This window comes from Bradyrhizobium sp. CCGB20 (assembly GCF_024199855.1).
In the GTDB taxonomy this organism is placed as follows: Bacteria; Pseudomonadota; Alphaproteobacteria; order Rhizobiales; family Xanthobacteraceae; genus Bradyrhizobium.
This window is the reverse complement of sequence record NZ_JANADN010000001.1, coordinates 7,946,009-7,969,344: the sequence shown is the minus strand read 5'-3', so window position 1 is coordinate 7,969,344 and position 23,336 is coordinate 7,946,009. Positions and strand designations below refer to the sequence as shown.

Annotated in this window: 25 protein-coding genes; 20 read left to right on the top strand and 5 right to left on the bottom strand. The window is 61.6% G+C overall.

The genetic code is table 11. The features are described from left to right. Nucleotides 1–4 precede the first annotated feature (4 nt). On the bottom strand, nucleotides 5–286 hold the full coding sequence (locus tag NLM15_RS37430; protein ID WP_254123011.1) for a helix-turn-helix domain-containing protein: 282 nt from the start codon (nucleotides 284–286) through the stop codon (nucleotides 5–7). Between the two features lie 110 nt (nucleotides 287–396). Between NLM15_RS37430 and NLM15_RS37425 the strand changes: the two genes are divergently transcribed. The 5 genes from NLM15_RS37425 (at nucleotide 397) to NLM15_RS37405 (ending at nucleotide 2,924) form a co-directional block, all read left to right on the top strand. Then, entirely contained in the window at nucleotides 397–663 is a 267-nt protein-coding gene (locus tag NLM15_RS37425; protein ID WP_254123010.1) for a DUF2285 domain-containing protein, read from the top strand. Between the two features lie 170 nt (nucleotides 664–833). Then, nucleotides 834–1,028, top strand: a complete 195-nt coding sequence (locus NLM15_RS37420; protein WP_254123009.1) for a transcriptional regulator domain-containing protein — start codon at nucleotides 834–836, stop codon at nucleotides 1,026–1,028. Between the two features lie 67 nt (nucleotides 1,029–1,095). Beyond that, nucleotides 1,096–1,605 carry a DUF2285 domain-containing protein gene (locus tag NLM15_RS37415; protein WP_254123008.1) on the top strand — a complete coding sequence of 170 codons (510 nt, stop codon included), beginning with the start codon at nucleotides 1,096–1,098 and terminating at the stop codon, nucleotides 1,603–1,605. A 133-nt stretch (nucleotides 1,606–1,738) separates the two neighbouring features. Next, the gene (locus NLM15_RS37410; protein ID WP_254123007.1) at nucleotides 1,739–2,020 is read left to right on the top strand and encodes an AlpA family transcriptional regulator; all 282 of its coding nucleotides are present in this window, start codon (nucleotides 1,739–1,741) and stop codon (nucleotides 2,018–2,020) included. 22 nt (nucleotides 2,021–2,042) lie between these two features. Continuing rightward, nucleotides 2,043–2,924, top strand: coding sequence for a replication initiator protein A (locus NLM15_RS37405; RefSeq protein ID WP_254123006.1), 882 nt, complete (start codon nucleotides 2,043–2,045; stop codon nucleotides 2,922–2,924). Nucleotides 2,925–3,511: 587 nt separating this feature from the next. Here the strand turns inward: NLM15_RS37405 and NLM15_RS37400 are convergent. Beyond that, nucleotides 3,512–4,561, bottom strand: a complete 1,050-nt coding sequence (locus NLM15_RS37400; RefSeq protein ID WP_254123005.1) for an IS110 family transposase — start codon at nucleotides 4,559–4,561, stop codon at nucleotides 3,512–3,514. Between the two features lie 278 nt (nucleotides 4,562–4,839). Here NLM15_RS37400 and NLM15_RS37395 point away from each other — a divergent pair, with 278 nt between their 5' ends. From NLM15_RS37395 to NLM15_RS37385, 3 genes are read left to right on the top strand one after another with little or no spacing between them, the layout of a single operon-like run. After that, entirely contained in the window at nucleotides 4,840–5,304 is a 465-nt protein-coding gene (locus tag NLM15_RS37395) for a DUF2840 domain-containing protein (RefSeq protein WP_254123004.1), read from the top strand. After that, nucleotides 5,301–5,813: a S26 family signal peptidase gene (locus NLM15_RS37390; protein ID WP_254123003.1), complete on the top strand. Its 513-nt coding sequence runs from the start codon at nucleotides 5,301–5,303 to the stop codon at nucleotides 5,811–5,813. The genes NLM15_RS37395 and NLM15_RS37390 overlap by 4 nt, the downstream gene beginning before the upstream one ends. 2 nt (nucleotides 5,814–5,815) lie before the next feature. Next, on the top strand, nucleotides 5,816–6,709 hold the full coding sequence (locus NLM15_RS37385; protein ID WP_254123002.1) for a transglycosylase SLT domain-containing protein: 894 nt from the start codon (nucleotides 5,816–5,818) through the stop codon (nucleotides 6,707–6,709). Nucleotides 6,710–7,538: 829 nt separating this feature from the next. Here the strand turns inward: NLM15_RS37385 and NLM15_RS37380 are convergent. From NLM15_RS37380 to NLM15_RS37370, 3 genes are all read right to left on the bottom strand, one after another. Continuing rightward, nucleotides 7,539–9,068: an IS66 family transposase gene (locus NLM15_RS37380; protein ID WP_254123001.1), complete on the bottom strand. Its 1,530-nt coding sequence runs from the start codon at nucleotides 9,066–9,068 to the stop codon at nucleotides 7,539–7,541. 81 nt (nucleotides 9,069–9,149) lie between these two features. Next, complete coding sequence (tnpB, locus tag NLM15_RS37375; protein WP_254123000.1) at nucleotides 9,150–9,503, bottom strand: IS66 family insertion sequence element accessory protein TnpB; 354 nt, start codon at nucleotides 9,501–9,503, stop codon at nucleotides 9,150–9,152. Beyond that, entirely contained in the window at nucleotides 9,500–10,396 is an 897-nt protein-coding gene (locus NLM15_RS37370) for a transposase (protein WP_254122999.1), read from the bottom strand. The genes tnpB and NLM15_RS37370 overlap by 4 nt, the downstream gene beginning before the upstream one ends. Nucleotides 10,397–10,658: 262 nt before the next feature. Between NLM15_RS37370 and NLM15_RS37365 the strand changes: the two genes are divergently transcribed. The 12 genes from NLM15_RS37365 (at nucleotide 10,659) to trbF (ending at nucleotide 23,325) form a co-directional block, all read left to right on the top strand. Next, nucleotides 10,659–12,422 carry a DUF3363 domain-containing protein gene (locus tag NLM15_RS37365; RefSeq protein WP_254122998.1) on the top strand — a complete coding sequence of 588 codons (1,764 nt, stop codon included), beginning with the start codon at nucleotides 10,659–10,661 and terminating at the stop codon, nucleotides 12,420–12,422. A 37-nt stretch (nucleotides 12,423–12,459) separates the two neighbouring features. Continuing rightward, nucleotides 12,460–14,448, top strand: coding sequence for a conjugal transfer protein TraG (locus NLM15_RS37360; protein WP_254122997.1), 1,989 nt, complete (start codon nucleotides 12,460–12,462; stop codon nucleotides 14,446–14,448). Nucleotides 14,449–14,454: 6 nt separating this feature from the next. Next, nucleotides 14,455–14,880: a CopG family transcriptional regulator gene (locus tag NLM15_RS37355; RefSeq protein ID WP_254122996.1), complete on the top strand. Its 426-nt coding sequence runs from the start codon at nucleotides 14,455–14,457 to the stop codon at nucleotides 14,878–14,880. A 133-nt stretch (nucleotides 14,881–15,013) separates the two neighbouring features. Further along, nucleotides 15,014–16,348 (top strand): nitrate/nitrite transporter, encoded by a 1,335-nt coding sequence (locus tag NLM15_RS37350; protein WP_254122995.1) that lies wholly within the window; start codon nucleotides 15,014–15,016, stop codon nucleotides 16,346–16,348. A 210-nt stretch (nucleotides 16,349–16,558) separates the two neighbouring features. Further along, on the top strand, nucleotides 16,559–17,473 hold the full coding sequence (gene trbB, locus NLM15_RS37345) for a P-type conjugative transfer ATPase TrbB (protein ID WP_254122994.1): 915 nt from the start codon (nucleotides 16,559–16,561) through the stop codon (nucleotides 17,471–17,473). 1 nt (nucleotide 17,474) lies between these two features. Next, the gene (locus tag NLM15_RS37340) at nucleotides 17,475–17,801 is read left to right on the top strand and encodes a TrbC/VirB2 family protein (RefSeq protein ID WP_254122993.1); all 327 of its coding nucleotides are present in this window, start codon (nucleotides 17,475–17,477) and stop codon (nucleotides 17,799–17,801) included. Next, nucleotides 17,801–18,064: a VirB3 family type IV secretion system protein gene (locus NLM15_RS37335; protein WP_254122992.1), complete on the top strand. Its 264-nt coding sequence runs from the start codon at nucleotides 17,801–17,803 to the stop codon at nucleotides 18,062–18,064. The genes NLM15_RS37340 and NLM15_RS37335 overlap by 1 nt, the downstream gene beginning before the upstream one ends. Nucleotides 18,065–18,074: 10 nt before the next feature. Then, nucleotides 18,075–20,516, top strand: coding sequence for a conjugal transfer protein TrbE (trbE, locus tag NLM15_RS37330; RefSeq protein WP_254122991.1), 2,442 nt, complete (start codon nucleotides 18,075–18,077; stop codon nucleotides 20,514–20,516). Continuing rightward, the gene (locus NLM15_RS37325; protein ID WP_254122990.1) at nucleotides 20,513–20,947 is read left to right on the top strand and encodes a hypothetical protein; all 435 of its coding nucleotides are present in this window, start codon (nucleotides 20,513–20,515) and stop codon (nucleotides 20,945–20,947) included. Before trbE ends, NLM15_RS37325 begins: the two co-directional genes overlap by 4 nt. Beyond that, nucleotides 20,947–21,315, top strand: a complete 369-nt coding sequence (gene trbK-alt / locus NLM15_RS37320; RefSeq protein WP_254122989.1) for a putative entry exclusion protein TrbK-alt — start codon at nucleotides 20,947–20,949, stop codon at nucleotides 21,313–21,315. The genes NLM15_RS37325 and trbK-alt overlap by 1 nt, the downstream gene beginning before the upstream one ends. Then, on the top strand, nucleotides 21,312–22,541 hold the full coding sequence (gene trbL, locus NLM15_RS37315) for a P-type conjugative transfer protein TrbL (RefSeq protein ID WP_254122988.1): 1,230 nt from the start codon (nucleotides 21,312–21,314) through the stop codon (nucleotides 22,539–22,541). The genes trbK-alt and trbL overlap by 4 nt, the downstream gene beginning before the upstream one ends. 100 nt (nucleotides 22,542–22,641) lie before the next feature. Then, nucleotides 22,642–23,325: a conjugal transfer protein TrbF gene (gene trbF, locus NLM15_RS37310; RefSeq protein WP_254122987.1), complete on the top strand. Its 684-nt coding sequence runs from the start codon at nucleotides 22,642–22,644 to the stop codon at nucleotides 23,323–23,325. Nucleotides 23,326–23,336: the final 11 nt, after the last annotated feature.

Here is a 23,336-nt window from a genome sequence, read left to right as displayed (position 1 = left end):
ACAATTACTTCTTCTTGCGATTCGGTCGGATCGGCTTGCGACCCTTAGGCAACGTCTTGGGCGTCGTCGCTCCTTTGGGAGGCTGAACAAAGAATTCCGATAATTGAACACCAAGCGTTTCCGCCAGGCGGTCGAGCAGGTCAATCGTCGGGTTCTCCGATTGCCGTTCAAGGCCGCCCATGTATGATCGATCGATCCCGGCATCGTATGCCAATTGCTCTTGCGGAATGCCGCGATCGACGCGGATCCGGCGAACATTCCAGGCCACAAGCGCACGAGCTTTCATGCGCAAAGGCAGCCATTTGGTCGCCCATCAAACCACTGGCTATAACCGATCTATTTCGATAGTTTAGCCCATAAGAGAGGCTAAGGCTTCGATGAACCGATGTATCATAAATGAATAGACCGCCAGTTGACCCCGAGGTTGCAGATGCGGCGCCGAATGAATCGGCGATGACGGCCTATGACGAACAGCATGTCGTCACGTACATTCGCCTTCTGCAGGCGGAGGGCGAGGGCGCGGACTGGCGCGAAGTGGCTCGAGTGGTCTTGCACATGGACCCAGAGCAAGAGCCGGACCGTGCGCGGAGCGCATATCAGAGTCATTTAGCGCGCGCCAAATGGGTGACTGAGCAGGGGCGTCTCTTGCGTGGCGCGAGCTGAAAATAGAAGAAAATCACCGACTGGCGACTTGCAGGCAGACGATTTTCTCCCGTTATCCGGTGGTCATTTTCGTGCACCACGTGGTGCCAAACTAGGGGCTTCCTACAACCGCTTCGTTCATACCTATTGCGCCGCAATCGTTGTTAGCTGAGTGCAATGGGACGGATGCAATGCCTGAATTCGACTGGCGGTCGCCGGATTCCTACAAGAGCCTACAAGACGCCGAAATCACCGACATCGCCTGGGAATGTCTTCGCCGCAACGCGGACTATCGACGCGAATACGAAGCGATGATCGCCAATAGCCCAACTGGCGAAGTGACCGCGGAATTCAGGAGGAGGTGGGGCATCTGCTTTCGCCCATGACCCGCAGAGGTCCTTCGACGAGCAGACGATCGTTTGGGCACCTGAGGTTCTAGCGACGGTCGTTCCAGTGACGGTTGCCTCGGCTGCCGATCGCAGTTCGGCGTCTTTGCCATTGCTCGACCTTACAGCCGGTCAGGTGCGCCGTGCCGCCGATGGCTGGCACGCTGTGCTGCGTATCAGCGCCGTGGATCACCGTGTCTGGTCCAAAGAACCGCCGGTGCTCGGCGTGTCATACGCAGCCAAATTGCCGTTTGACGGCGATTTGGAAGCTCGCGCGTATGCAGCCCGACGGTTGTGGCGCGCAATGAATGGACGCGCGCCAGGTCCTGCATTTCACAAACTATCTAAACAGCGGCGCGAACGACTGAGCGCCGCGATCCGTGCGCTCGATGCTCGCAGCGCCGGCGGTAACTATCGCACGATCGCCGAAGCGCTGTTTGGAAAAAAGCGCATCCCTGAACGCGCCTGGAAGACGCACGATTTGCGCAATCGAACGGTCCGCCTGGTGAAAGGCGGCTTCGCGTTGGCTCGCGGAGGTTACCGCAAACTTCTGCGGCCCGGCCGCAGGGACGAATAACCTCTCGACCGAGGGGTATCGAAAATCATACCCTCAAAATTCGGCATCCCCCTCCGAGATCGCGCTTCTCCATGATGACCGCACACACGCCGACGCCGCCATGCGCGGTGCGCTGTCACCTTGGAGTTCTCAAATGTCCGATTCGACGGCCGGTTTACCTCCACGCTTCCTGCGGACACCGGAGGCTGCGCGTTACCTTGGCCTCTCCGGTCGCACGCTCGAGAAGCACCGCACGTATGGCACCGGGCCGACGTATCGGAAGATCGGCGGACGTGTCGTCTACGCCTTGGATGACCTGAAAGCATGGGCTGATCTCGGCGCCAAGACGTCGACGTCCGACCCCGGGAAAGGGACCGTGCTGCCGGCCAAGAAGCATCCGGTGCTGCGCCCGTATGCCGGCCAGGAACGTCGCTGACGTCAGCGTGAGAGCAGTGACCATGCGGCGCAAACAGCATTCCGAGCGCGACCAGCTGAAGCTCTTTCGAGCGCTGCCCGGCGATCTTGCACCGCGCGACGCGCAGGATCTGATGGCTTATCCTGTCTTCTCGCTAGCAAAAACAAAGCGCGTTATGCCGATGAATTTCCGTGCTGGAACGATAGCGATTCGTGTCGAAGCCGTGCCGGAACACGGCATGGCAACCATTTGGGATGCAGACGTTTTGATCTGGGCTGCATCCCAAATCGTCGAAGCGCGTGATGCCGGATTGAAGACGTCGCGCCTGATGGCTGCAACGCCGTACGAGATTTTGACGTTTGTCGGCCGCGGCACCAGCGCGCGTGACTATGACCGGCTGAAGGCTGCTCTCGACAGACTTCAGTCAACGACCGTGCTGACGTCGATCCGTCAGCCGACAGAACGGCGTCGGCATCGCTTCTCCTGGATCAACGAGTGGAAGGAGACGGCCGATGCAAATGGTCGCCCGTTTGGCCTCGAACTGATTCTGCCGGATTGGTTCTATGCAGGCGTCATCGATGACGCGCTCGTGCTGACGATAGACCGCGCCTACTTCGATCTGACGGGCGGACTTGAGCGCTGGCTCTACCGTCTCGTGCGCAAGCATGGCGGGCGTCAGGACGGCGGCTGGAGCTTTGACCTTGTGCACCTCCATGCCAAGTCCGGCATCCTCTCGCCGCTCAAGCATTTTGCGTACGACGTACGTCAGATCGTCCTGCGCCAGACATTGCCTGGCTATCACCTCGTGCTCACGCGCGACCCGAACGGTACCGAGCGACTGAACTTCGCTCCTATGCCTGTCGATCCCTTAACGGCACGCCTGCGCCGGCGCGGTCTCGTTCCAAATTCGGAGGACAACCTGTGAATCAGCTCGTGCTATCGGGGACCGCAACCCTCGTGCTATCGGGGACCCGATCCTCGTGCTATCGGGGACTGGAATCGAGCTTAAGAGCTTGTTTCTCCGCGCTTTCCGGCCGCTCTAACTTTACTAACATACTGACACTAACTTCTTGTTGTGAATCAGTACGTTGTGAACAAGTCGGCCGCGCGTGCAACGAGGATGCCTCATGCATCCACTCTCGCACGCGCAAAGCTTCGCTGCAATGCGATTCTTGTCGCCACGGCCCGCGCGCCAACGCGATCGCGCGCAAGTCTTCGCGATCACTGACGTCAACATCATCGCCTGCTGCGCGTCACGTCCCTTTGCAGCCACGCGCTCGTCGAGGAGAACTCGCTAACATCCGTGGTTGGCACGACGGCCACCACAAGCCGGAATCTGGAGAATGGGCGGTCAGGCTAACCAGCGCCGTGCTTGATGGCTTCAATGGTCTGCATGAAGCCGCCGGCAAGAAAAGTTGCGATCTCACCCAAATCCCCGTCTCCTCGGGAGACGCTGCTCCGCCTTGGCGGAAGGAGAAGGCGCGCGTGGAAGCGGCCGGGTCGCGGAGGCCCCTACATCGCCGCAGCGACCCGGCCGCGCTTGCCGCCGGCGCCAAACCGGAACGTGGTGCCACTGCTCCAGATCTTGTGCAGCAGCACGGCGAGCGCACGCGCCACGGCCGTCGCGGCGCGCTTCAGACCCTTCTTCCTGGCGAGCCGCAGGCCCCACAGCCGCAGCTTAAAGTTCTTCGGAATGCGCGTGAGAATCGCGATCGCGGCCTCATACAGCATCGCCCGCGTCAGCTCGTCACCGCATTTGGAGATGCCCCCGATCCGGTCGGTCTGTCCGGATTGGTAGCGCCGTGGCGTCAATCCAAAATGCGCGCCGACGTTGGACGACTTCCTGAATCGGGCCGGATCGTCGACAGTTGCGCGGAATGTCAGCGCCACCAGCGCGCCGACACCGGGCACGGTCATCATCCGCCGCACTGCATTGTCGCTGCGCGCTGCCGCCAGCGCCAGGCGGTGCAGTTTTGCCAGCTGCAGCCGCATCGCCTTGCGAGCGTCCAACAATGGCGCCGCAATCGCTTCCAGCTGCTTCTTTCCGGCCACGATCTCGCGCACGCGCCCATCAAAACGGCCGACCGAGATCTCGCCGACCTTGAGGCCAAACGGGCGCAACAGGCCGCGGATCATGTTCTCCATGTCGAGCACCTTGCCCAGCAACGCCTTGCGTCCGACCAGCAGCGCGCGCAGCGTTTGCGCGCCCTCCGACTTGACATGGACGGCCCGGAACCAGCCGGTCCGCATCATCTGGGAGATAGCTTTGGCGTCGTTGCGATCGGTCTTGTTCAGCATCGCGTTCAGCGCCGCCTTGGCATGCCGGGTCTCGATGCAAATCACGGGCAGGCCCTTTTCGAAAAGCGCCGTGAACAGCCAGGCGCTGTACGAGAACGCTTCCAGCCCGACGCGCTTCAGCTGGATGCCCCATTCCGCCAAAAACAGCTCGATTGCGTCCGGATCGGTCTCGAGTTTTGCTTCCCGGACGACCTTGCCGTCGCCGTCCACCACACAAATGTTGGTCGCCTCCAGCGACACGTCGAGCCCTGCATAGAAGTCCATCATGCGCCTCCACCGCTGATCGCCGGCACGCACCGCGCGTTCCGTTCGCGAATCGTTGTGAAGCATTTTCGCAGCAGCACGGCTGGCGAGGGGGCACCGGTCAGTACCCTGGCTAACCAGAAATCCTTCGGATTTCTTTTAACGGATCAGACGATCGGCCGTATTGGAGGTGACTGTCGGCGGGGGGCCGTCAATCCTGCTCTCCGGCAGAAGCCGTGCCAGTTTGTCACCGCCCCCAAAGCTCACCGCACCCCGTTCCAGCATCAGAGAGCGGTGGCATGAGCGATCTCACCGAAGTGGAAGTGCTGTGGCTCGAGAAACGGATCGAAAACCGGATTCAGTTCGGCCGCATCGTCAAGGAACGGAAGCTCGATAGCCACCGGCGCGTCCTGTCATTTGCACCCGACAGCATCTTTGCCTTCGTCCGATGGACCTCCAATGACTTTGGAACCATCATTTCGCGGATCGACATCCTGCGTGCAGTCGCGCCGGGACGACGCTGCTCGACCGTTCCTCATGTGACACCCGGCGGAGAGATTCTGCTGCGTCTGTCCGGCTGGCCGAAGGTCGAGCGCGTGCTGCAAATGATCGATGCCGTTGAGGCACTCGGCATCGATCCCGCTGATGTCGCGCCTGATCATTGGCATCACGTTCATAACCGTCTGTCCGTCAACGAAAACCCGCGTCCCTACACCAAGGCACGCCACCAGGCCTGGCTTCACCGTCAGAGGGTGATGCGATGATGGGCCGCCTGAAGACGCTGACCGTGACGTTTGGCGCCGCTGCTGCGCTCGTCGCGACGATCATGCTGGAGCCGCTTCCGCTTTACATCTGGAATGCATCGGCAAGCGTGCCTATCGGTCTCTACCGTTTACGGCCGAGGATGCGCTTCGATGTCACCGAGCTGGTCGCCGTTCAGCCGCCGGAGCCGCTTGCGACCTTTCTCGACCTGAACGGCTATCTGCCGATCGGTCTCCCCATGCTCAAACGCGTCTTGGCGCTTCCCGGCCAAACGGTCTGCAGAACCGCCCTCACGATTTCGGTCGATAACATTGCGATGGGCGAGGCGCGGGATCGCGATGGACGCGGCCGGCCGCTGCCGAAATGGCAGGGCTGCCGCGTCGTCGGCGACGATGAGCTCTTTCTCATGAACTGGCAGTCGGACGACTCTCTTGATGGCCGGTATTTTGGATTTCTTCCGGCATCTAGCGTGATCGGCAGTGCGATCCCGGTGTGGACGTGGGAGGAGTGATCGTGCGTATTCGACGTGTTCACCTCGCCATTCCTCTGTTCAATCGATTGCGGGATCATTCTTCCGTTCCGATCAAAGTCTGCAAGGCCGGCGCGCGCAGCGGCAGTCCAGGGCGGCCGAATGGCCGGCGCGAAGCCGCTTTACACTGGACGCTCGCGAGCACGGCGGCTTGCTTGGTTCGGTCGGGCGCGCGTGTTTGGGCCATCGTGTCGCTGCTGTCTATTTTCGGTGTGCCGCACAGTGCTGCTCTGGCCGAGAGCGGAGCGGTCGCGGTTCGAACGGTCAACCAGGCGAGCAACTCATTTGCAGCGTTCGTCAACGATGCCTCAGAGCGCTTTGCCGTTCCGGTGAACTGGATTGGTTCAGTCATCAACATCGAAAGTGCTGGTGACGTGCACGCCAGATCGCCAAGAGGCGCAATGGGCCTGATGCAAATCATGCCGGCGACCTGGGCGGAACTTCGCGAGCGCTACAATCTCGGGAGCGACCCCTACGACCCGCACGACAACATTCTGGCCGGCACAGCATATCTGCGTGAACTGTTCGACCGATATGGTTGGCCTGGCGTGTTTGCCGCGTACAATGCGGGACCAGCTCGCTACGAAGAGCATCTTGCAGGCGGCTCTTTGCCAGACGAGACGCGAGCCTACGTCGCAAAGCTTGCAAATCTGCTTGCCATCGAACTGCCGCCGAGATGGACGTCCAGCGGACAGTCATCAGCAACTCCAACGCTATTCGTCACGCGATGCGATCCCATGAAAACGTGCGATCGGTTGCTGGCGCTCATGCCGTCAAGCGGTGTCACGACCGCAATCTCGGCGTCCGATGTTTCGCTCATGGCCCCCCGGCCAATCGGCATGTTCGTCCCTCGATCGGATTCGGGAGCATCGCAATGACCAAGTGTGCGGGTTCGCAAGCTGATGGCGTATGGGCGATGCCTTCGGCCCGCGCTCTACTCGTCGCTTCGCTCCTCACCGAGCCACCCTCCGGGTGTCTCGGCCCTTCGGGTAACGATCGCTATCGCAAGCGCTCGGAAACAGTGTGGGCCTCGCAAGTTGGCTGCCAAGTCGCTGCTGCTCTTTCGCAATGAATCGGCCCCCAGGCGACGTTTTCGGGCAGGCGCTATTGGAGGATCCACTGCAATGACCCGAACTGCATTTTGTCGCAAATCGCCGCGAGTACCGAGAGTTTGCCTTGCAGGTTGGGCCCCGGGAATCCGCGACCAGGAGAACACGACGGCAGGACGGCTCTTCAAATCGGGCTTCGAGATAGCGGTGCACGGGGATAACGCGGCCGTGGCCGAATCCGGAGCCTGGTGCAACGACTTGGAAGGTCGTTGCCGAACAGGAGAGCTCCGATGAAACTCTATGTTGGATTGCTCGTCGGAGCGGTTGCCCGAGGGGCCTACGAAGCTCGGATACGTGAGCTGATCGAGCACTGCGATCCGATTTTTGTCATGCTGGACGCCGCCCCTCGGGGACGAGAGCGCCGGACTGCTTGGACAGCCCTGTTATGAACCTGATGAAGAGCATGCTGCGGCCTAAGTGCTGAACGCGAAGGAACGCATGGACCCCGCCTGGTGAATGCCACTGCAACGCGGTGTGGTGACGTTTGTGCGTCGTAGATGGAGGGAAGCAGCGATGCTTATTCTGCGAGGAGTCGATGAAAAACCTAGGAATGAGTTGACTTTGCTCGCCCGTATGCGTCCGGCCGCTGCACGTGGCGTCAGGTCTTGACATGATCAGCCGGCTTCCAGCTCCACGGCAGCAATTCGTCGAGACGGTTGACGGGATGTCCGTCGATCATCCTCTGCAGCACGTCACGCAGGTATGCGTAAGGTTCGACGTCGTTGAGCTTGCAGGTCGCAATCAACGAACAGACGACTGCCCAGCGCTGCCCACCGCCGTCGCTGCCGGCGAACAGATGGTTCTTGCGGCCGAGCGCGACGGGACGGATCGCGCGTTCGACGGGATTGGTGTCGAGCTCGACGCGGCCATCATGCAGGAATCGCGTCAATCCATGCCAGCGCGAGAGCGCATAGCGGATTGCTTCGGCGAGCGTGCTGCGACCCGACACGAGCCGGAGCTGCGCATCCAGCCAAACATTCAGAGCGTCAGCGATTGGCTTGGAGAACGTCCTGCGCTCAGCAAGCCGGTCAGCGGGCGATCGTCCGCGGATACGCGCTTCGATCGCGTAGAGTTCGCCGATCCGGCGCAAGGCGTGTGTTGCCACAGGCGACCCGGTGGCCTCGGCTACGTCGTAGAACTTGCGGCGAGAGTGGCTCCAGCACGCGGCGAGAGTGATCCCCTCCTTGTCGGCCAGCTGCTCGAAGCCAGCATATCCGTCGACATGCAGGATGCCCCTGAAGTCCGCAAGATGCGCGACGGGTCGCTCGGCTCGGCGATCCGGGGCGAACAAATAGATTGCGGCCGGAGGCTCGGGTCCACCCCATGGCCGCTGGTCACGGGCGTAGACCCAAAGCCGCGCCGTCTTGGTTCGTCCGCGACCGGGATCGAGCACGGGGATCGGCGTGTCGTCGGCAAACAGATGGTCGGACGCGAAGACGTTCTTGCACAGTCGTTCGTGCAGCGCCTCGAGCCACCAGCATGCGCCGCCGACCCAGCCGGCGAGCGTCGAACGACAGAGATCGACGCTGTGGCGGGCAAGGATCTGAGACTGTCGATAGAGCGGAAGGTGATCGCAGTACTTGCTTATCAACACGTGCGCAAGCAGCGCCGGCGTTGCAAGGCCGCCGGCTATCACCCGCTCCGGCGCGGGCGCCTGCATCACCCTGTCGCAGGCCCGACAGGCGTATTTGGGACGCGTGGTGCGCACGACACGAAGCTGAGCGGGCACCCAGTCCAGCATCTCGCTAACGCTTTCGCCAACCAGGTGAAGAGTGCCGCCGCAGCAGTTGCAGACCTCACTTTCGACATCGAGCCGAACGTCTTCGCGCGGCAGGTGATCCGGCAAAGCTCTGCGTCGCGCTTGCGCCGTCGGAGCTTCGGAGATGACCGCCGGCTGGCCTTCCTGAACGCGGGCAATGTCGCTGTCGATATCTTCCAGGCCGAGCGCGAACTGATCGGGATCAATGCGCTCGGAGCTGCGTCCGAACTGCATTCGCTGCAGCTGTTTGATGATCGATTTGAGGCGCTCGATCTCAGTATCGCGGTGGTCAATGGCAGCGGCAATGTCGCACACCAGACGCTGCAGAAGCTCAGGATCGCAAGGAAGATTGTTGAGATCGAGCTGCATGTCCGATGGTACTCGAAGATGCTTATTCGTAGAAGAATCGCTGCCCAGTTCAGCCCTGTTTTTTGCGCGCCATCTCTTTGTTCAGCCGGCAATCGCGGGCTTCCAAACGCGTTCCGGAACGCGCCAATCGATGCCCTCGATCAGCATCGCGAGCTGCGCCGGTGTGAGCGTAATCGAACCGTCATGGCCGGCCATCACGGGCCACACGAAGCCACCTTGGTCGATGCGTTTGGTGAACAGGCAAAGCCCGTTGCCGTCCCAGAACAGGATCTTCAACACCGATGCCTTCTTGCCGCGGAAGGCAAAGAGATGACCGCAGAACGGATCCTTCTTCAACACGTCCTGGACAAGCATCGCGAGCCCGTCCATGCCTTTACGCATGTCGGTGTAACCCAACGCCAGATGCACCTTCACGCCCGCAGGAACGAACATCATCGTGCAATCTCTCCGCTCTCGATCTGCGCTCGCACAGCATCCGGATCGCTACCAACTGGAGAAAAGACGCGACCTCCATCGGCAAGCTCAACGGCCACCATTCCCTCGGGCGAACGGACGAGGTTGCGCAAAACCCGCGTCTCGGCTGCGGTGTCGGCGAGGGCGACGCGGGCGAGTTTCGAGCGATTCGTTTGCCCAATTCCAAATTGCACGCGCCAGCGGAACAGCAGCCCAGTGACGATCCCGTGCTTGCGCGCGACGGCGGACACTTTGGCGCCGGGTTGCTCGGTTTCCCTTGCGATCGCCAGCTTCTCCTCGTCGCTGAAGAAGCGCCGGAGGGGTGCGGCGGGCGCCGCCAGATCGCCGATTTTCGCGGCTGTCAAGCGGCGTTGGGGAGCTGAGTTCCTGGCACTAGTGCTAACGGCCGGGCGGGCGGAGGGATGAAGATGCGCGCGCCAGTCGATTTCGACCTCGCCGGCGGCCAACCGGTCACGCCATTTGCGCAGCGCGTAGGGCGACAGGGACAGCGCCGCGGCATATTCGCGTACGCCCATGCCGCTCCAGTTCATCGCCTCGACGTGCATGGCCCAGAACGCCTGCATGGCGCGATTGCGCACGTCCGTGGTCACGCTAAAGCGTCGTCGCCGACGTCTTCGCAGCACGTTTTCTCGCTCTTCACGGCGCTGCTCCCGGCGCAATTCCGTCTGATATTCCGCGAGTTTCCGTGCGGTCTCCTCACCGACGAGCTGCTTCAGCCAACGCCGAAACGTATTCTCAGTGAGACGTTGCTGACGACAATATTTGCGGATCCCGAGACCGCTTCGGCGCCACGCTTCGATGTGCAGCGACCACCACTCGCGTCGAGCTTTGTTCTGGAAGTGTTTCGGTCCCACCGGAGAATCTCCACAGCAGCAGAGAACCCGAAATGGAACGACATGACACGAGGAGGAAGGTGTGCAGAGACCGGACGGTTACGACCACGACGGCAGGACGGCGAGATAAAAGGGGCTCGCCGGTCGAACCGCAAGCCATTGGCATGGCTTGGGTTCTGGCGTGCCGGTCGGTCGGGCCGCGTGCCGCGCCTTGCATTTTGATGAATGTAATCAAAGGCGTTTTCGGCACCGTGCGCGCTTTTGATCGTTGGGAGGCCCTGCCATGAGCGTGGGAGACAGCGATCTGCGTATCCGGCCCGGGCGCATCCGAAGTACACGCGCGCCGAAGCGGAAGAGCTTCATCAACCGGGTGCTGCGGGCAGCGAAGAAGGCAGGACACGCTCCGGGACAGACCTTGTCCGGCAGGCGCTCGGCGGCCTATGGACGCTCGACGTTTGGCCGCGGGCGCCTCGCCTTTAGCCGCGCCAGACTGTTCAGCCCAACGCGGCGCGTCGTGGTGAAGGCGCGCGTGGTTCGTCACAAAGGACGAGCTTTCCGCTCAGCGCCGCTGACGGCCCATCTCTCGTATCTGAAACGCGACGGCGTGACACGGAGCGGCGAGCGGGCCGAGATGTTCGATGCCGGCGGTGACCGCGCCGACGGCGGGGCTTTCGCGGAACGGTGCAAGGAAGACCGGCATCACTTCAGGTTCATTATCTCGCCTGAGGACGCCGGCGACATGACCGACCTCAAGGCCTTCACCCGCGATCTCGCCAAGCAGATGGAGACCGATCTCGGCACGCGGCTCGATTGGGTGGCTGTCGATCACTGGAATACGGATAACCCTCACGTTCATTTTCTCGTTCGGGGAGTAGATGGGCAGGGGGCGGATCTCGTTATCTCTCGCGACTACATCAGCCAAGGTCTGCGCTCGCGCGCCGAGGAACTGGTCGCCATCGAACTGGGTCCTAAGCCGGAGCACGCGGTCCGCAATTCGCTGGAGCGGGAAGTCACGGCAGACCGCTGGACACGGCTCGACCGGGAGATCCGGTTGGCGGCAGATGAGACGGGCTACATCGATCTTCGGCCGGAGAATCCCGGCAAGTCCGATCCCGCGATCAGGCGGCTGATGGTCGGCCGCCTTCAGCACTTGGAGAAAATGGGCATTGCCGCACCCGCCGCATCAGGGGAATGGATGGTCGGACTTGAGGCGGAGCGTAGCTTGCGCGACCTCGGCATGCGCGGCGACATCATCAAGACCATGCACCGCGCCTTTACCGACCGTGGGAACGCGCGCGGCGTGGCCGACTACGTCATCGAAGGTGGACAGCCGACCTCCCAGATCGTCGGAAGGCTGGTTGATCGGGGATTGCACGATGAGTTGACGGGCGAGGCCTACGCCCTGATCGACGGCACAGACGGGCGCGCGCACCACGTGCGCTTCCGTGGGATCGAGGCCTTCGAACATGCTCCACCAGTTGGCGGCATCGTCGAGGTCCGCCGCTTCGGTCAAGCCGGAGACCCGCGCCCCACCTTGATACTCGCTATCCGTTCCGATCTCGATCTTGGTGAACAGATCGCCGCAAAAGGAGTAACCTGGCTCGACCATCGGCTGGTCGAACGGGATCCGATTTCGCTCGCTCTGGGCGGATTCGGCCGCGAGACCCGCGACGCCATCGAAGCCCGCACCGAGCATCTGATCCAAGAGGGCCTGGCGCGGCGGCAGGGCCAGCGCATCATCCTGCAGCGCGACCTCCTTAACACGTTGCGCCGACGCGAACTGGACGAGGTGGCAGCAAAGGTCTCTGCCAGCGTCGGCCTGCCTCATGTGTACGCCGCCTCTGGCGAGCACGTGGCGGGAACGTATCGCCAGCGACTGACGCTCACCTCCGGGCGTTTTGCAATGATCGACAACGGTCTCGGCTTCCAGCTCGTGCCTTGGTCCCGCGAACTCGAAAAGAGGCTCGGCCAACACGTCACCGGCGTCATGAAGGACGGCGGCGGTATCGAATGGGGGTTTGGCCGCAAGCGCGACCTCGGCCTCTAACTTTCTCACCAAATTCAGTTGCGGAAGGGCGTTCGGGATGTCCGGAACCAAAATCCTCTGGGGACAGGTGATCGTCGTCGGTCTAATTGTTTTGCTCGCCATCTGGGGAGCAACCGAGTGGACAGCCTGGCGGTTGGCCTATCAGCCCGAGCTCGGGCATCCTTGGTTCGAACTGTTGGGCCTCAAAATTTACTACCCACCAGTCTTCTTCTGGTGGTGGTTCGTCTACGACGCTTATGCACCTCAGGTTTTTGTCGAGGGGGCTTTCATCGCGGCATCGGGCACGTTCGTTTCGATCGCAGCGGCGATCGGGATGTCGGTCTGGCGGGCGCGCGAGGCCGAGAACGTCGAGACCTATGGCTCGGCGCGCTGGGCTGGTGCGGAAGAGGTTCGAGGAGCCGGGCTGCTTGGTCCGGATGGTGTGGTGCTGGGGAGGCTCGACCATGACTACCTCCGCCATGACGGACCAGAGCACGTGTTGTGTTTTGCGCCCACTCGGTCGGGCAAAGGTGTTGGCCTCGTCGTGCCCTCGTTGCTTGCCTGGCCTGGGTCGGCCATTGTCCACGACATTAAGGGTGAGAACTGGCAACTGACCGCGGGATTCCGTTCGGTACATGGCCGCGTCCTGTTGTTCGATCCGACCAATCCAAAGTCGTCAGCCTACAATCCGCTTCTCGAGGTCCGGCGAGGTGAATGGGAGGTTCGCGACGTTCAGAACGTCGCCGACGTTCTGGTCGACCCCGAAGGCTCCCTCGACAAGCGGAACCATTGGGAGAAGACCAGTCATTCGCTCCTGGTCGGCGCTATCCTCCATGTCCTCTATGCCGAGGCGGACAAGACCTTGGCCGGCGTCGCCGCTTTTCTGTCCGACCCAAAGCGGCCGATCGAGGCGACGCTGAAGGCGATGATGACCACACCCCATCTCGGCGCCCAGGGCGCTCATCCAGTGGTCGCCTCGACCGCGCGTGAACTTCTCAACAAATCTGAGAATGAACGCTCCGGCGTCCTGTCCACGGCGATGTCGTTCCTGGGTCTATACCGCGATCCCGTCGTGGCCCGGGTGACCCGCTGCTGCGATTGGCGGATCGCGGATCTTATTGCAGATCGCCGTCCGGCGACGCTCTATCTCGTGGTGCCGCCGTCCGATATCTCGCGCACCAAGCCACTGATCCGCCTGGTGCTGAACCAGATCGGCCGGCGCCTGACCGAAGACTTGCAGGCCCGCGACCGCCGACATCGGGTCCTGATGATGCTCGACGAATTCCCGGCACTCGGGCGGCTCGACTTCTTCGAGTCGGCGCTCGCCTTCATGGCGGGCTACGGCATCAAGAGTTTCTTGATCGCGCAATCGCTGAATCAGATCGAGAAGGCCTATGGGCCCAACAACGCGATCCTCGACAACTGCCACGTCCGCGTCAGCTTCGCGACCAACGACGAGCGGACGGCCAAACGGGTATCCGACGCATTGGGAACGGCGACCGAGATGCGGGCGATGAAGAACTATGCCGGGCACAGGTTGAACCCTTGGTTGGGGCATCTCATGGTCTCGCGCCAGGAGACGGCAAGGCCGCTTCTGACCCCCGGCGAGGTCATGCAGCTTCCGCCGATGGATGAGATCGTCATGGTTGCGGGCACGCCACCGATCCGGGCGAAGAAGGTTCGCTACTACGAGGACCGACGGTTCACCGAACGGGTCCTGCCACCGCCTGATCCGGCGACATCCGGTCGATCGTCGCGAACGGATGGATGGTCGGCGTGCGGAATGCTGAAGCCGACGATGAGTCCGACCGGCCAAGCGGCGCAGGCCGAGGAAGACGCGGCGAACAGTGGTCTTCGTCGCGAGCCTGAACTCCCCGATCACGTCGCGATCGTCAAGGAGACGACCGAACCGACGCCGGCTGAGGAATTTTCTGTCGTTCTTGACGACGACGAGGATGCGGTCCGCCAGTCCCGGCTCATACGCCAACAAATGCGCGGCGTTGCCCGTCAAGTTGCGCTTGATCCAAACGACGGCATGGAGCTCTGAGGCGTTATGCGCGACCGGATGAACGTGTATTTCCCACCAGAGCTTCTGAAGCAGATCTCGGATCTGGCCGATCGCAAGAAGCTTTCCCGGTCTGCGATCGTGGAGGCGGCAGTCGTGTCATTTCTGTCGCCGGACGGAGCGGACAGGCAGGAAGCAGCATTTGCCCGTCGGCTGGACCGGATGTCGCGTCAGATGCAAAGGCTGGAGCGTGACGTCGGCTTGACAGCAGAGACCTTGGCCCTCTTCATCCGCTTCTGGCTGACGATTACACCACCGTTACCCAACGATGCGCAGGCGGCTGCGCAGGCAAAGGGTAGGGAACGCTTTGAAGGATTTGTTGAGGCGCTCGGGCGTCGTTTGCAAAAGGGGCAGAGCTTTTTGCGCGAAATTCCTGAAGATATCCGCCGTCAGGAACCGGCCGACGAAGCCTAACAGAGCGTCCTGGGACGCTACCGCGCTGATTCTTCTTTTTCCACGCCAACGTACGACCGCAGCAACTTTGCCGAACTGACAAAAGCTGGCCGCGCTATCGGCTCGAACGAGCTGAGAGCGAAAGAGGGCCAGCATGCAAATCTCAATAGCATGGCGTCGAATTGCGTGCGTTTTTCTCCCCTTTGCCGCTGGATACTATCTTTCGTATCTGTTTCGAACGATCAACGCCTTGATCGGGGGTCATGTCAACTCGGATATCCGGCTTGGGACCGCCGACCTCGGGTTACTTACGTCAGTGTACTTCCTTGTTTTCGCAGTGGCTCAGATCCCCGTCGGGATATTGTTGGACCGCTTTGGTCCGCGTCGTGTCCAGAGTGCACTGCTTTTGGTCGCCGCGGCCGGCGCCGGACTATTCGCGGCATCGACAGGCTTCCTCTCACTTTTGATCGCGCGGGCAATGATCGGGCTTGGCGTGGCAGCGGCGCTGACGGCTGGACTGAAGTCCATCATCCTTTGGTTTCCCAAAGAACGAGTGGCCCTGATGAACGGCTACATGATCATGCTGGGGTCACTAGGGGCGGTGACCGCCACGGCTCCCGCCGAGCACCTGCTTGCCTGGATGGGCTGGCGACAGCTATTTGAAATCCTGGCGGTTGCGACCAGTGCCACGGCAGTCCTCATCTATGTTGTGGTTCCTGAACGAGCCATTGTCCCATCGACAGCGTCAATGCCGGCAACCCTCAGCTCCGTTTTCGGCGACAGGCGTTTCTGGCGCATTGCGCCGTTGTCGGCGACTTGTGTTGGGTCGGCCTGGTCTCTGCAGGGATTGTGGGCAGCGCCGTGGCTGACAGATGTAGAGGGGCTTGATCGCGCAAGTCTTGTCAGACGGCTTTTCATGATGTCGGTCGCGCTTTGCGGCGGTGCCTGGTTGTTCGGTATGACGGTCCATTACATCAAACGAAGAGGAATCGGAGCGGAGACAATACTGGCGATGGTTGCAGTGTTGTTTATCGCAGCCGAGTTAGCCTTGATCCTGCGAGCGCCTTCGCCGTCCATCTTGCCCTGGTCGGTCGTCGCAATCGTCGGAACGGCAACCGTGGTCAGCTTCGCGGTAATAGCAGATTACTTTCCGCCGGAGCTTGCTGGTCGTGCCAATGGCGCCTTGAACGTCTTGCATTTTGGTTGGGCTTTTTTGGCACAATACACGACAGGCCTGGTCCTGGAGCAATGGCCAACGAACGATGGCCATAGGCCCGTCCAAGCCTATCAAGTCGCGTTCGGTCTCAACGTAGCACTGCAGATCGCGGCGTTGACTTGGTTCGCGCTACCTTGGTGCCGATCCTTCGCTTCATGGGTGAGTTCAATTCCTTTCTTCATGCCGGCTGATGTTTCCTACGCTCCCGAGTCAGTTGGGTTGTATGAGGATTCGATCATCCTCCTGCCCGCGGATGACGATGCGGAGTGGTGAACAGCCACTCCCAGCGAACAGATACGCGGTTCTCAGTCTTCCTTTTTCTACGCCAGCCTACGATCATCAAAGGCGCTTGTTGCGCCAAGTGCATTGGTGCCTCTTCTAATGATCCCCATCTGAGGACCCGCTTTGGACGTCCTCATCCGATGGGGGCGAACGGTGGCAATCCATTCCTTTCAATCAGAGGCAAATTCGCGTGGCGCGCGAATGCTGCGCAGCGCGCTTGGTGCCGCGATTGCCGGCTACCTCGAAGATGAAGCGATCATCGAGGTGATGCTCAACCCGGATGGACGGCTGTGGATCGACCGGTTGTCGAGTGGCCTCGTTGACACTGGCGAAACTCTGTCCGCGGCGGACGGCGAGCGCATCGTTCGCCTGGTGGCGCACCACGTAGGCGCCGAGGTGCACGCCGGCGCGCCACGTGTCTCGGCCGAGCTGCCCGGGACCGGCGAGCGCTTCGAGGGACTGTTGCCGCCGGTCGTTGCAGCTCCCGCTTTCGCTATTCGCAAGCCCGCAGTCGCCGTGTTCACGCTCGACGATTACGTTGCCAAGGGGGTCATGACCTCGGAACAGGCCAGGATCCTGAAGAATGCAGTCGCCGCACGCAAGAACATCCTCGTCGCCGGTGGGACATCGACCGGGAAGACAACATTGACGAATGCGCTCTTGGCCGAGGTGGCCAAGACCTCTGATCGGGTCGTGCTGATCGAGGATACACGTGAACTCCAGTGCAAGGCGCCCAATCTCGTAGCGTTGCGGACCAAAGACGGTGTGGCCACGCTGTCGGACCTTGTCCGCTCCTCGCTGCGACTGCGCCCTGATCGCATTCCGGTTGGCGAGGTCCGCGGCGCGGAGGCGCTCGATCTGCTCAAGGCCTGGGGCACCGGTCACCCCGGCGGCATCGGGACGATTCATGCTGGCACCGCGCTCGGCGCGCTGCGGCGGCTCGAGCAACTCATCCAGGAAGCCGTCATCACGGTTCCACGTGCGCTGATTGCCGAGACCATCAACCTCATCGCCGTTCTTGCGGGCCGCGGCGCCGACCGCCGCCTCGCCGAGCTCGCAGCGGTCTCAGGGCTCGGGCCCGCTGGCGATTACAGCCTTTCATCAGCAGGAGACTGACATGCGTCAGCAATTTGGTTTTCTCCGCGGTACCGCATCGCTGGTTGTCTCCGGTACCGTTCTTCTGGCTACGGCGCCAGCATGGGCGGCCGGGTCGAACATGCCTTGGGAGCAGCCGCTCAATCAGATCCTTCAGTCGGTTGAGGGACCTGTCGCCAAGATCATTGCCGTCATCATCATCGTCGTGACCGGACTCACGCTCGCGTTCGGAGATTCGTCCGGTGGTTTCCGCCGGCTGATCCAGATCGTGTTCGGGCTGTCGATCGCGTTTGCCGCCTCGAGCTTCTTCCTATCGTTCTTCTCCTTCGGCGGCGGCGTGGTGATCTGATGGATGACCAGGTCACCGGCTTTTTCGCTCCCGTCCATCGGTCTCTCACTGAACCGATCCTTATAGGCGGTGCCCCGCGGTCGGTCGCGATTGTCAACGGCACGCTTGCGGCCGCCCTTGGACTTGGATTGCGGCTGTGGTTCGCGGGCCTTGTCCTCTGGTTCATCGGCCACATGGCCGCCGTCTGGGCCGCCAAGCGCGATGCTGCCTTTGTCGATGTGGTGCGCCGACACCTGCGCATTCCCGGTCATCTCAACGTCTGAGCGCTTGGTCATGATGAACCTTGCCGAATACCGCCATTCGAACGCCCGCCTCGCCGACTTCCTGCCTTGGGCGGCCCTGGTCGACGAGGGGATCATCCTGAACAAGGATGGCTCGTTCCAACGGACGGCCAAATTCCGGGGGCCCGACCTTGATAGCGCGGTACCGGCTGAACTTGTCGGCGTCGCCGGTCGTCTGAACAACGCCTTGCGGCGGCTGGGATCAGGATGGGCCGTGTTCGTTGAGGCGCAGCGTCATTTTGCGGGTGCCTACCCGCCGAACACCTTTCCGGATGTCGCATCGGCATTGGTCGACGCCGAGCGCAGAGCCCAGTTCGAGGAGGCCGGAGCCCACTATGAGTCCAGCTATTTCCTGACCTTCCTCTATCTGCCGCCGGAGGAGGGAGCGGCCAAGGCAGAGCGATTGCTCTATGAGGGCCGCGATCGCGCCGTTGGAGCCGATGCTCGTGAGGTACTTCGCGGGTTTATCGATCAAACTAGCCGCGTACTCGGGCTCCTTGAAGGGTTCATGCCAGACTGCGCCTGGCTCGATGATCAGGACACGCTGACCTACCTGCACTCGACGATCTCGACCAAGCGTCATCGGGTTAGGGTGCCTGAAATTCCCATGTACATCGACGCCCTGTTGGCCGACCAGCCACTTACCGGCGGGCTTGAGCCGATGTTGGGTTCTGCCAATATTCGGGTCCTGACGATTGTCGGCTTTCCAGGCGCGACGACCCCCGGGATCTTGGACGAGCTGAACCGCCTGCCGTTCTCGTATCGTTGGTCGACCCGGGCGATCATGCTCGACAAGACCGATGCCACCAAGCTGCTGACCAAGATTCGCCGGCAGTGGTTCGCCAAGAGAAAATCCATTGGCGCTATTCTCAAGGAGGTCATGACCAACGAGGCGTCGACGCTTCTCGACACCGACGCCCATAACAAGGCGATAGACGCCGACGCGGCGCTACAGGAACTGGGTTCAGACCAGATCGGACAAGCCTTTGTCACGGCGACCATCACCGTGTGGGACGGCGATCCCAATGCAGCCGATGAAAAGCTCCGGCTGGTCGAAAAGGTTATTCAGGGGCGCGATTTCACCTGCATGATCGAGACGGTGAACGCCGTTGAAGCCTGGCTCGGCAGTCTGCCAGGGCACGTCTACGCCAACGTGCGGCAGCCCCCCGTTTCAACGCTCAACCTCGCCCACATGATCCCGATGTCAGCCGTGTGGGCGGGTGAGGCGAGGGACCTGCACTTCAAGGGGCCGCCTCTTCTCTTCGGCAAGACCGAGGGCTCGACACCGTTCCGGTTCTCCCTCCATGTCGGCGATGTCGGTCATACCCTCGTGGTGGGGCCGACCGGCGCAGGCAAATCGGTGTTGCTGGCGCTGATGGCGCTGCAGTTCCGGCGCTACCCAAATGCTCAGGTCTTTGCGTTCGATTTTGGCGGTTCGATCCGAGCGGCCGCGCTCGCCATGGGCGGTGACTGGCATGATCTCGGCGGCGCATTGTCTGACGGGGGCGACCAGCCCGTTGCGTTGCAGCCGCTGGCCTGGATCGATGATCCTTCCGAGCGCGGATGGGCCACGGAATGGATCGGCGCGATCCTGGCACGGGAAAAGATCGAGATCACCCCGGAGGTCAAGGATCATCTGTGGTCGGCGCTGACGTCTCTAGCCTCGGCGCCGATGCAGGAACGCACCCTGACGGGTCTGTCGGTTTTGCTGCAATCGAACTCCCTGAAACGTGCCTTGCAACCCTACTGCCTTGGTGGTCCTTCCGGACGTCTGCTTGATGCCGAATTCGAGCGCCTTGGCGAGTCATCGGTCCAGGCCTTTGAGACCGAAGGGTTGATCGGAACGAGCGCGGCCCCGGCCGTGCTGGCCTACCTCTTTCATCGAATCGGGGACCGTCTCGATGGTCGGCCCACACTTCTCATAGTCGACGAGGGCTGGCTTGCCCTTGACGACGAAGATTTTGCTGGCCAACTCCGAGAGTGGCTGAAGACGCTTCGCAAGAAAAATGCGTCCGTTATCTTCGCCACCCAATCGCTTTCCGACATCGATGGCTCCGCGATCGCGCCGGCGATCATCGAAAGCTGTCCGACGCGTCTGTTGCTGCCGAACGAACGGGCGATCGAGCCGCAGATCACTGCCATCTATCGCCGCTTTGGCCTTAATGACCGCCAGATCGAGCTTCTGAGCCGGGCAACGCCGAAGCGCGACTACTACTGCCAGTCCCGCCGCGGCAACCGGATGTTCGAACTGGGTCTTGGCGAGATTGCGCTCGCCTTCACCGCAGCCTCTTCCAAGACCGACCAGGCTGCCATCGCGCAGCTCCTCGCCGAACATGGGCCGGACGGCTTCGTACCGGCCTGGCTCCAGCACCGTGGCGTCGCCTGGGCCACCGACCTGATCCCCAATCTCGCAAATCTGGAGAAATCACTATGAGGCATCTTGCCCTATTGGCGACCGCTGGCACCGTCGCGCTGGTGCTTGGCATCGCGGTACCTGCACGGGCGCTGATCGTCTTCGATCCCAACAACTACGTCCAGAACGTCCTGACAGCCGCGCGGGAGCTCCAGCAGATCAACAACCAGATCACCTCGTTACAGAACGATCGCATCCAGACGTCCGCCCTCGTAACCTCGAGCCAGAGTGCCAGTGGCGCCCTGCAGGCAGCTCAGGCCGGCAACCAGATCCTTGCGCTTCAAGCGCAACAACTTGCCGATCTCACGGCGGCCGCGGCGGCGCAGGGCAGGGCGCAGAGCCTGGAAGCGGCTCAGCGCGCCTCGGCTCAGGATCAGGGGCGAGAGCAGCTCAGGCGCTTCCTGACGCCAGGACAGGGCTATCAATCCTCCAATGTGCAGATGTTCCACTGATGACCGACGTAAAGGCATTCAAGGCGCTGTCGCTGCTTACGACAATCGGCCTAGTGGCCGTCGCCGCCTGTACAATTCAGCTGCGTGGCGGAGACGATTCTCCGCCGGCACCGAAGGCCGAGCAGACGCCCGATGCAACCGGCTCCGACCTCGCACGCTGTCGTGATGTCACTCCCGAGGAAACAGCGGGTTACCGCCATTGCCAGCAAGTTTGGGCCGAAAGCCGGCGTCGCTTCTTCGGCAGGAAGGAGGGCGCCGCGTCTTCCGGTCACGATGACTCAGCCAGCTCGATACCTGTCCCAAAGGATCAAAGCCGGATCCCGCAAGGATATCCGCGACCGGCGACACTTGATGCGAGCAAGCCATGACTGGTACGGGGATCATCGACCAATTCCTGGAAATGTTCACGCGTTATATCGACACCGGATTCGGGCTGCTCGGTAGCGACGTCGGGTATCTCGCTGCGACCCTTGCCGCGATCGATATCACGCTTGCTGCGTTGTTTTGGAGTTGGGGGCCGGACGAAGACATCATCGCGCGCCTCGTCAAGAAGACGCTCTTTGTAGGCATCTTTGCCTATCTCATCGGTAATTGGAACAGTCTGGCACGCATCGTCTTCGAGAGCTTTGCCGGCTTGGGACTGAAAGCATCAGGCGCAAGCCTCTCCGCATCGGATTTCCTGCGACCGGGAAAGATCGCCCAAGTAGGGCTGGACGCCGGCCGACCGCTGCTCGATTCGATCTCCACCCTGATGGGCTACATCAGTTTCTTCGAGAATTTCGTCCAGATCGTCGTTCTCTTGTTCGCCTGGGTCGTGGTGCTGCTCGCCTTCTTCATTCTGGCGATCCAGCTCTTCGTGACTTTGATCGAGTTCAAGCTCACGACGCTAGCGGGCTTCGTGCTCATTCCGTTTGGCTTGTTTGGCAAGACCGCCTTTGCGGCAGAGCGGGTCTTAGGCAACGTCATATCCTCTGGAGTCAAGGTTCTGGTCCTGGCGGTCATCGTCGGCATTGGATCGACCCTGTTCTCGCAGTTCACCGCAGGTTTCGGCGGCGAACAGCCGACCATTGAAGACGCGATGACGCTGGTGCTCGCGGCGCTCTCGTTGCTAGGCCTCGGTATCTTCGGTCCGGGTATCGCAAACGGCCTTGTCTCCGGCGGACCGCAACTCGGCGCGGGCGCCGCGATTGGAACAGGCCTTGCTGCCGGCGGTGTTGTTGCGGCCGGTGCGGGCCTCGCCGCTGGCGGCGCTGGTCTCGCCGGCGGCGCGATTGCGGGGACCACGCGCGGTGGCGGCGCCGTCTTGAGCGGAGCGACCGCTGCCTATCGAAGTGGTGGCCTTGCTGGCGTTGCGGAGGCCGGTGGCTCGGCTGCGATGAGCCCTTTGCGGCGCAATGCAGCTGCGTTCGGCAGACGTGGAGAAACCAGCGAGCAAGCAACGAGCACCTCGGCTGAAGGTCAGCCCGATTGGGCACGGCGCATGAAGCGTTCCGAAACCATTCGGCATGGTGCCTCAGTAGCCGGGCACGCGGTCCGCTCAGGCGATCATGGCGGCAGCGGCTCCTCGGTCGATTTGTCGGAAGGAGAGCGCTGACGCGTGGCTAATGCGCTTTCGCCAAGCCCCGCGGGGCAGCATCTCAAATCCCATACCGCATGACTTGAAACCGATCGCTTGATCACAGGGGCAAATATCGATGTTTAAACGACCATCCGTTCACTACGGGCGTATGCCCGAGCCGATTACACCTTATCAAAAGGCTGCTCAGGTTTGGGACCAGCGCATTGGATCCGCGCGCGTGCAAGCCAAGAACTGGCGCCTGATGGCGCTCGGCTGCTTGATGCTGTCCGCTGGACTTGCTGGCGGACTTGTCTGGCAATCGAGCCAAGGGTCGATCACGCCATGGATTGTCGAGGTCGACCATCTCGGCCAAGCCCAAAGGGTTGCGCCGGCCAGCTTCGACTATCAGCCCACTGACGCGCAAATCGCCTACCATCTGGCGCGCTTTATAGAGGATGTGAGGGGCCTGCCAGCGGACGGCATCGTTCTGCGCCAAAACTGGCTCCGGGCCTATGACTTTACGACTGATCGTGGCGCCGCCGCTCTCAATGACTATGCGCGCAACAACGACCCCTTTGCCAAGTTGGGCAAGGTTCAAATCTCTGTCGACGTCTCGAGCGTCATCCGCGCGTCTTCAGAAAGCTTTCGGGTCGCATGGACCCAACGCAGCTACGACAACGGCTCTCTGAGCTCGACTGAGCGCTGGACTGCAATTCTCTCGATCGTAATCGAGACACCCCGCGATGCCGAACGCCTGCGCAAAAATCCCCTTGGCGTCTATGTCCGAGCCATCAACTGGTCAAAGGAGTTGAGTCAGTGATCAAGTCGCCG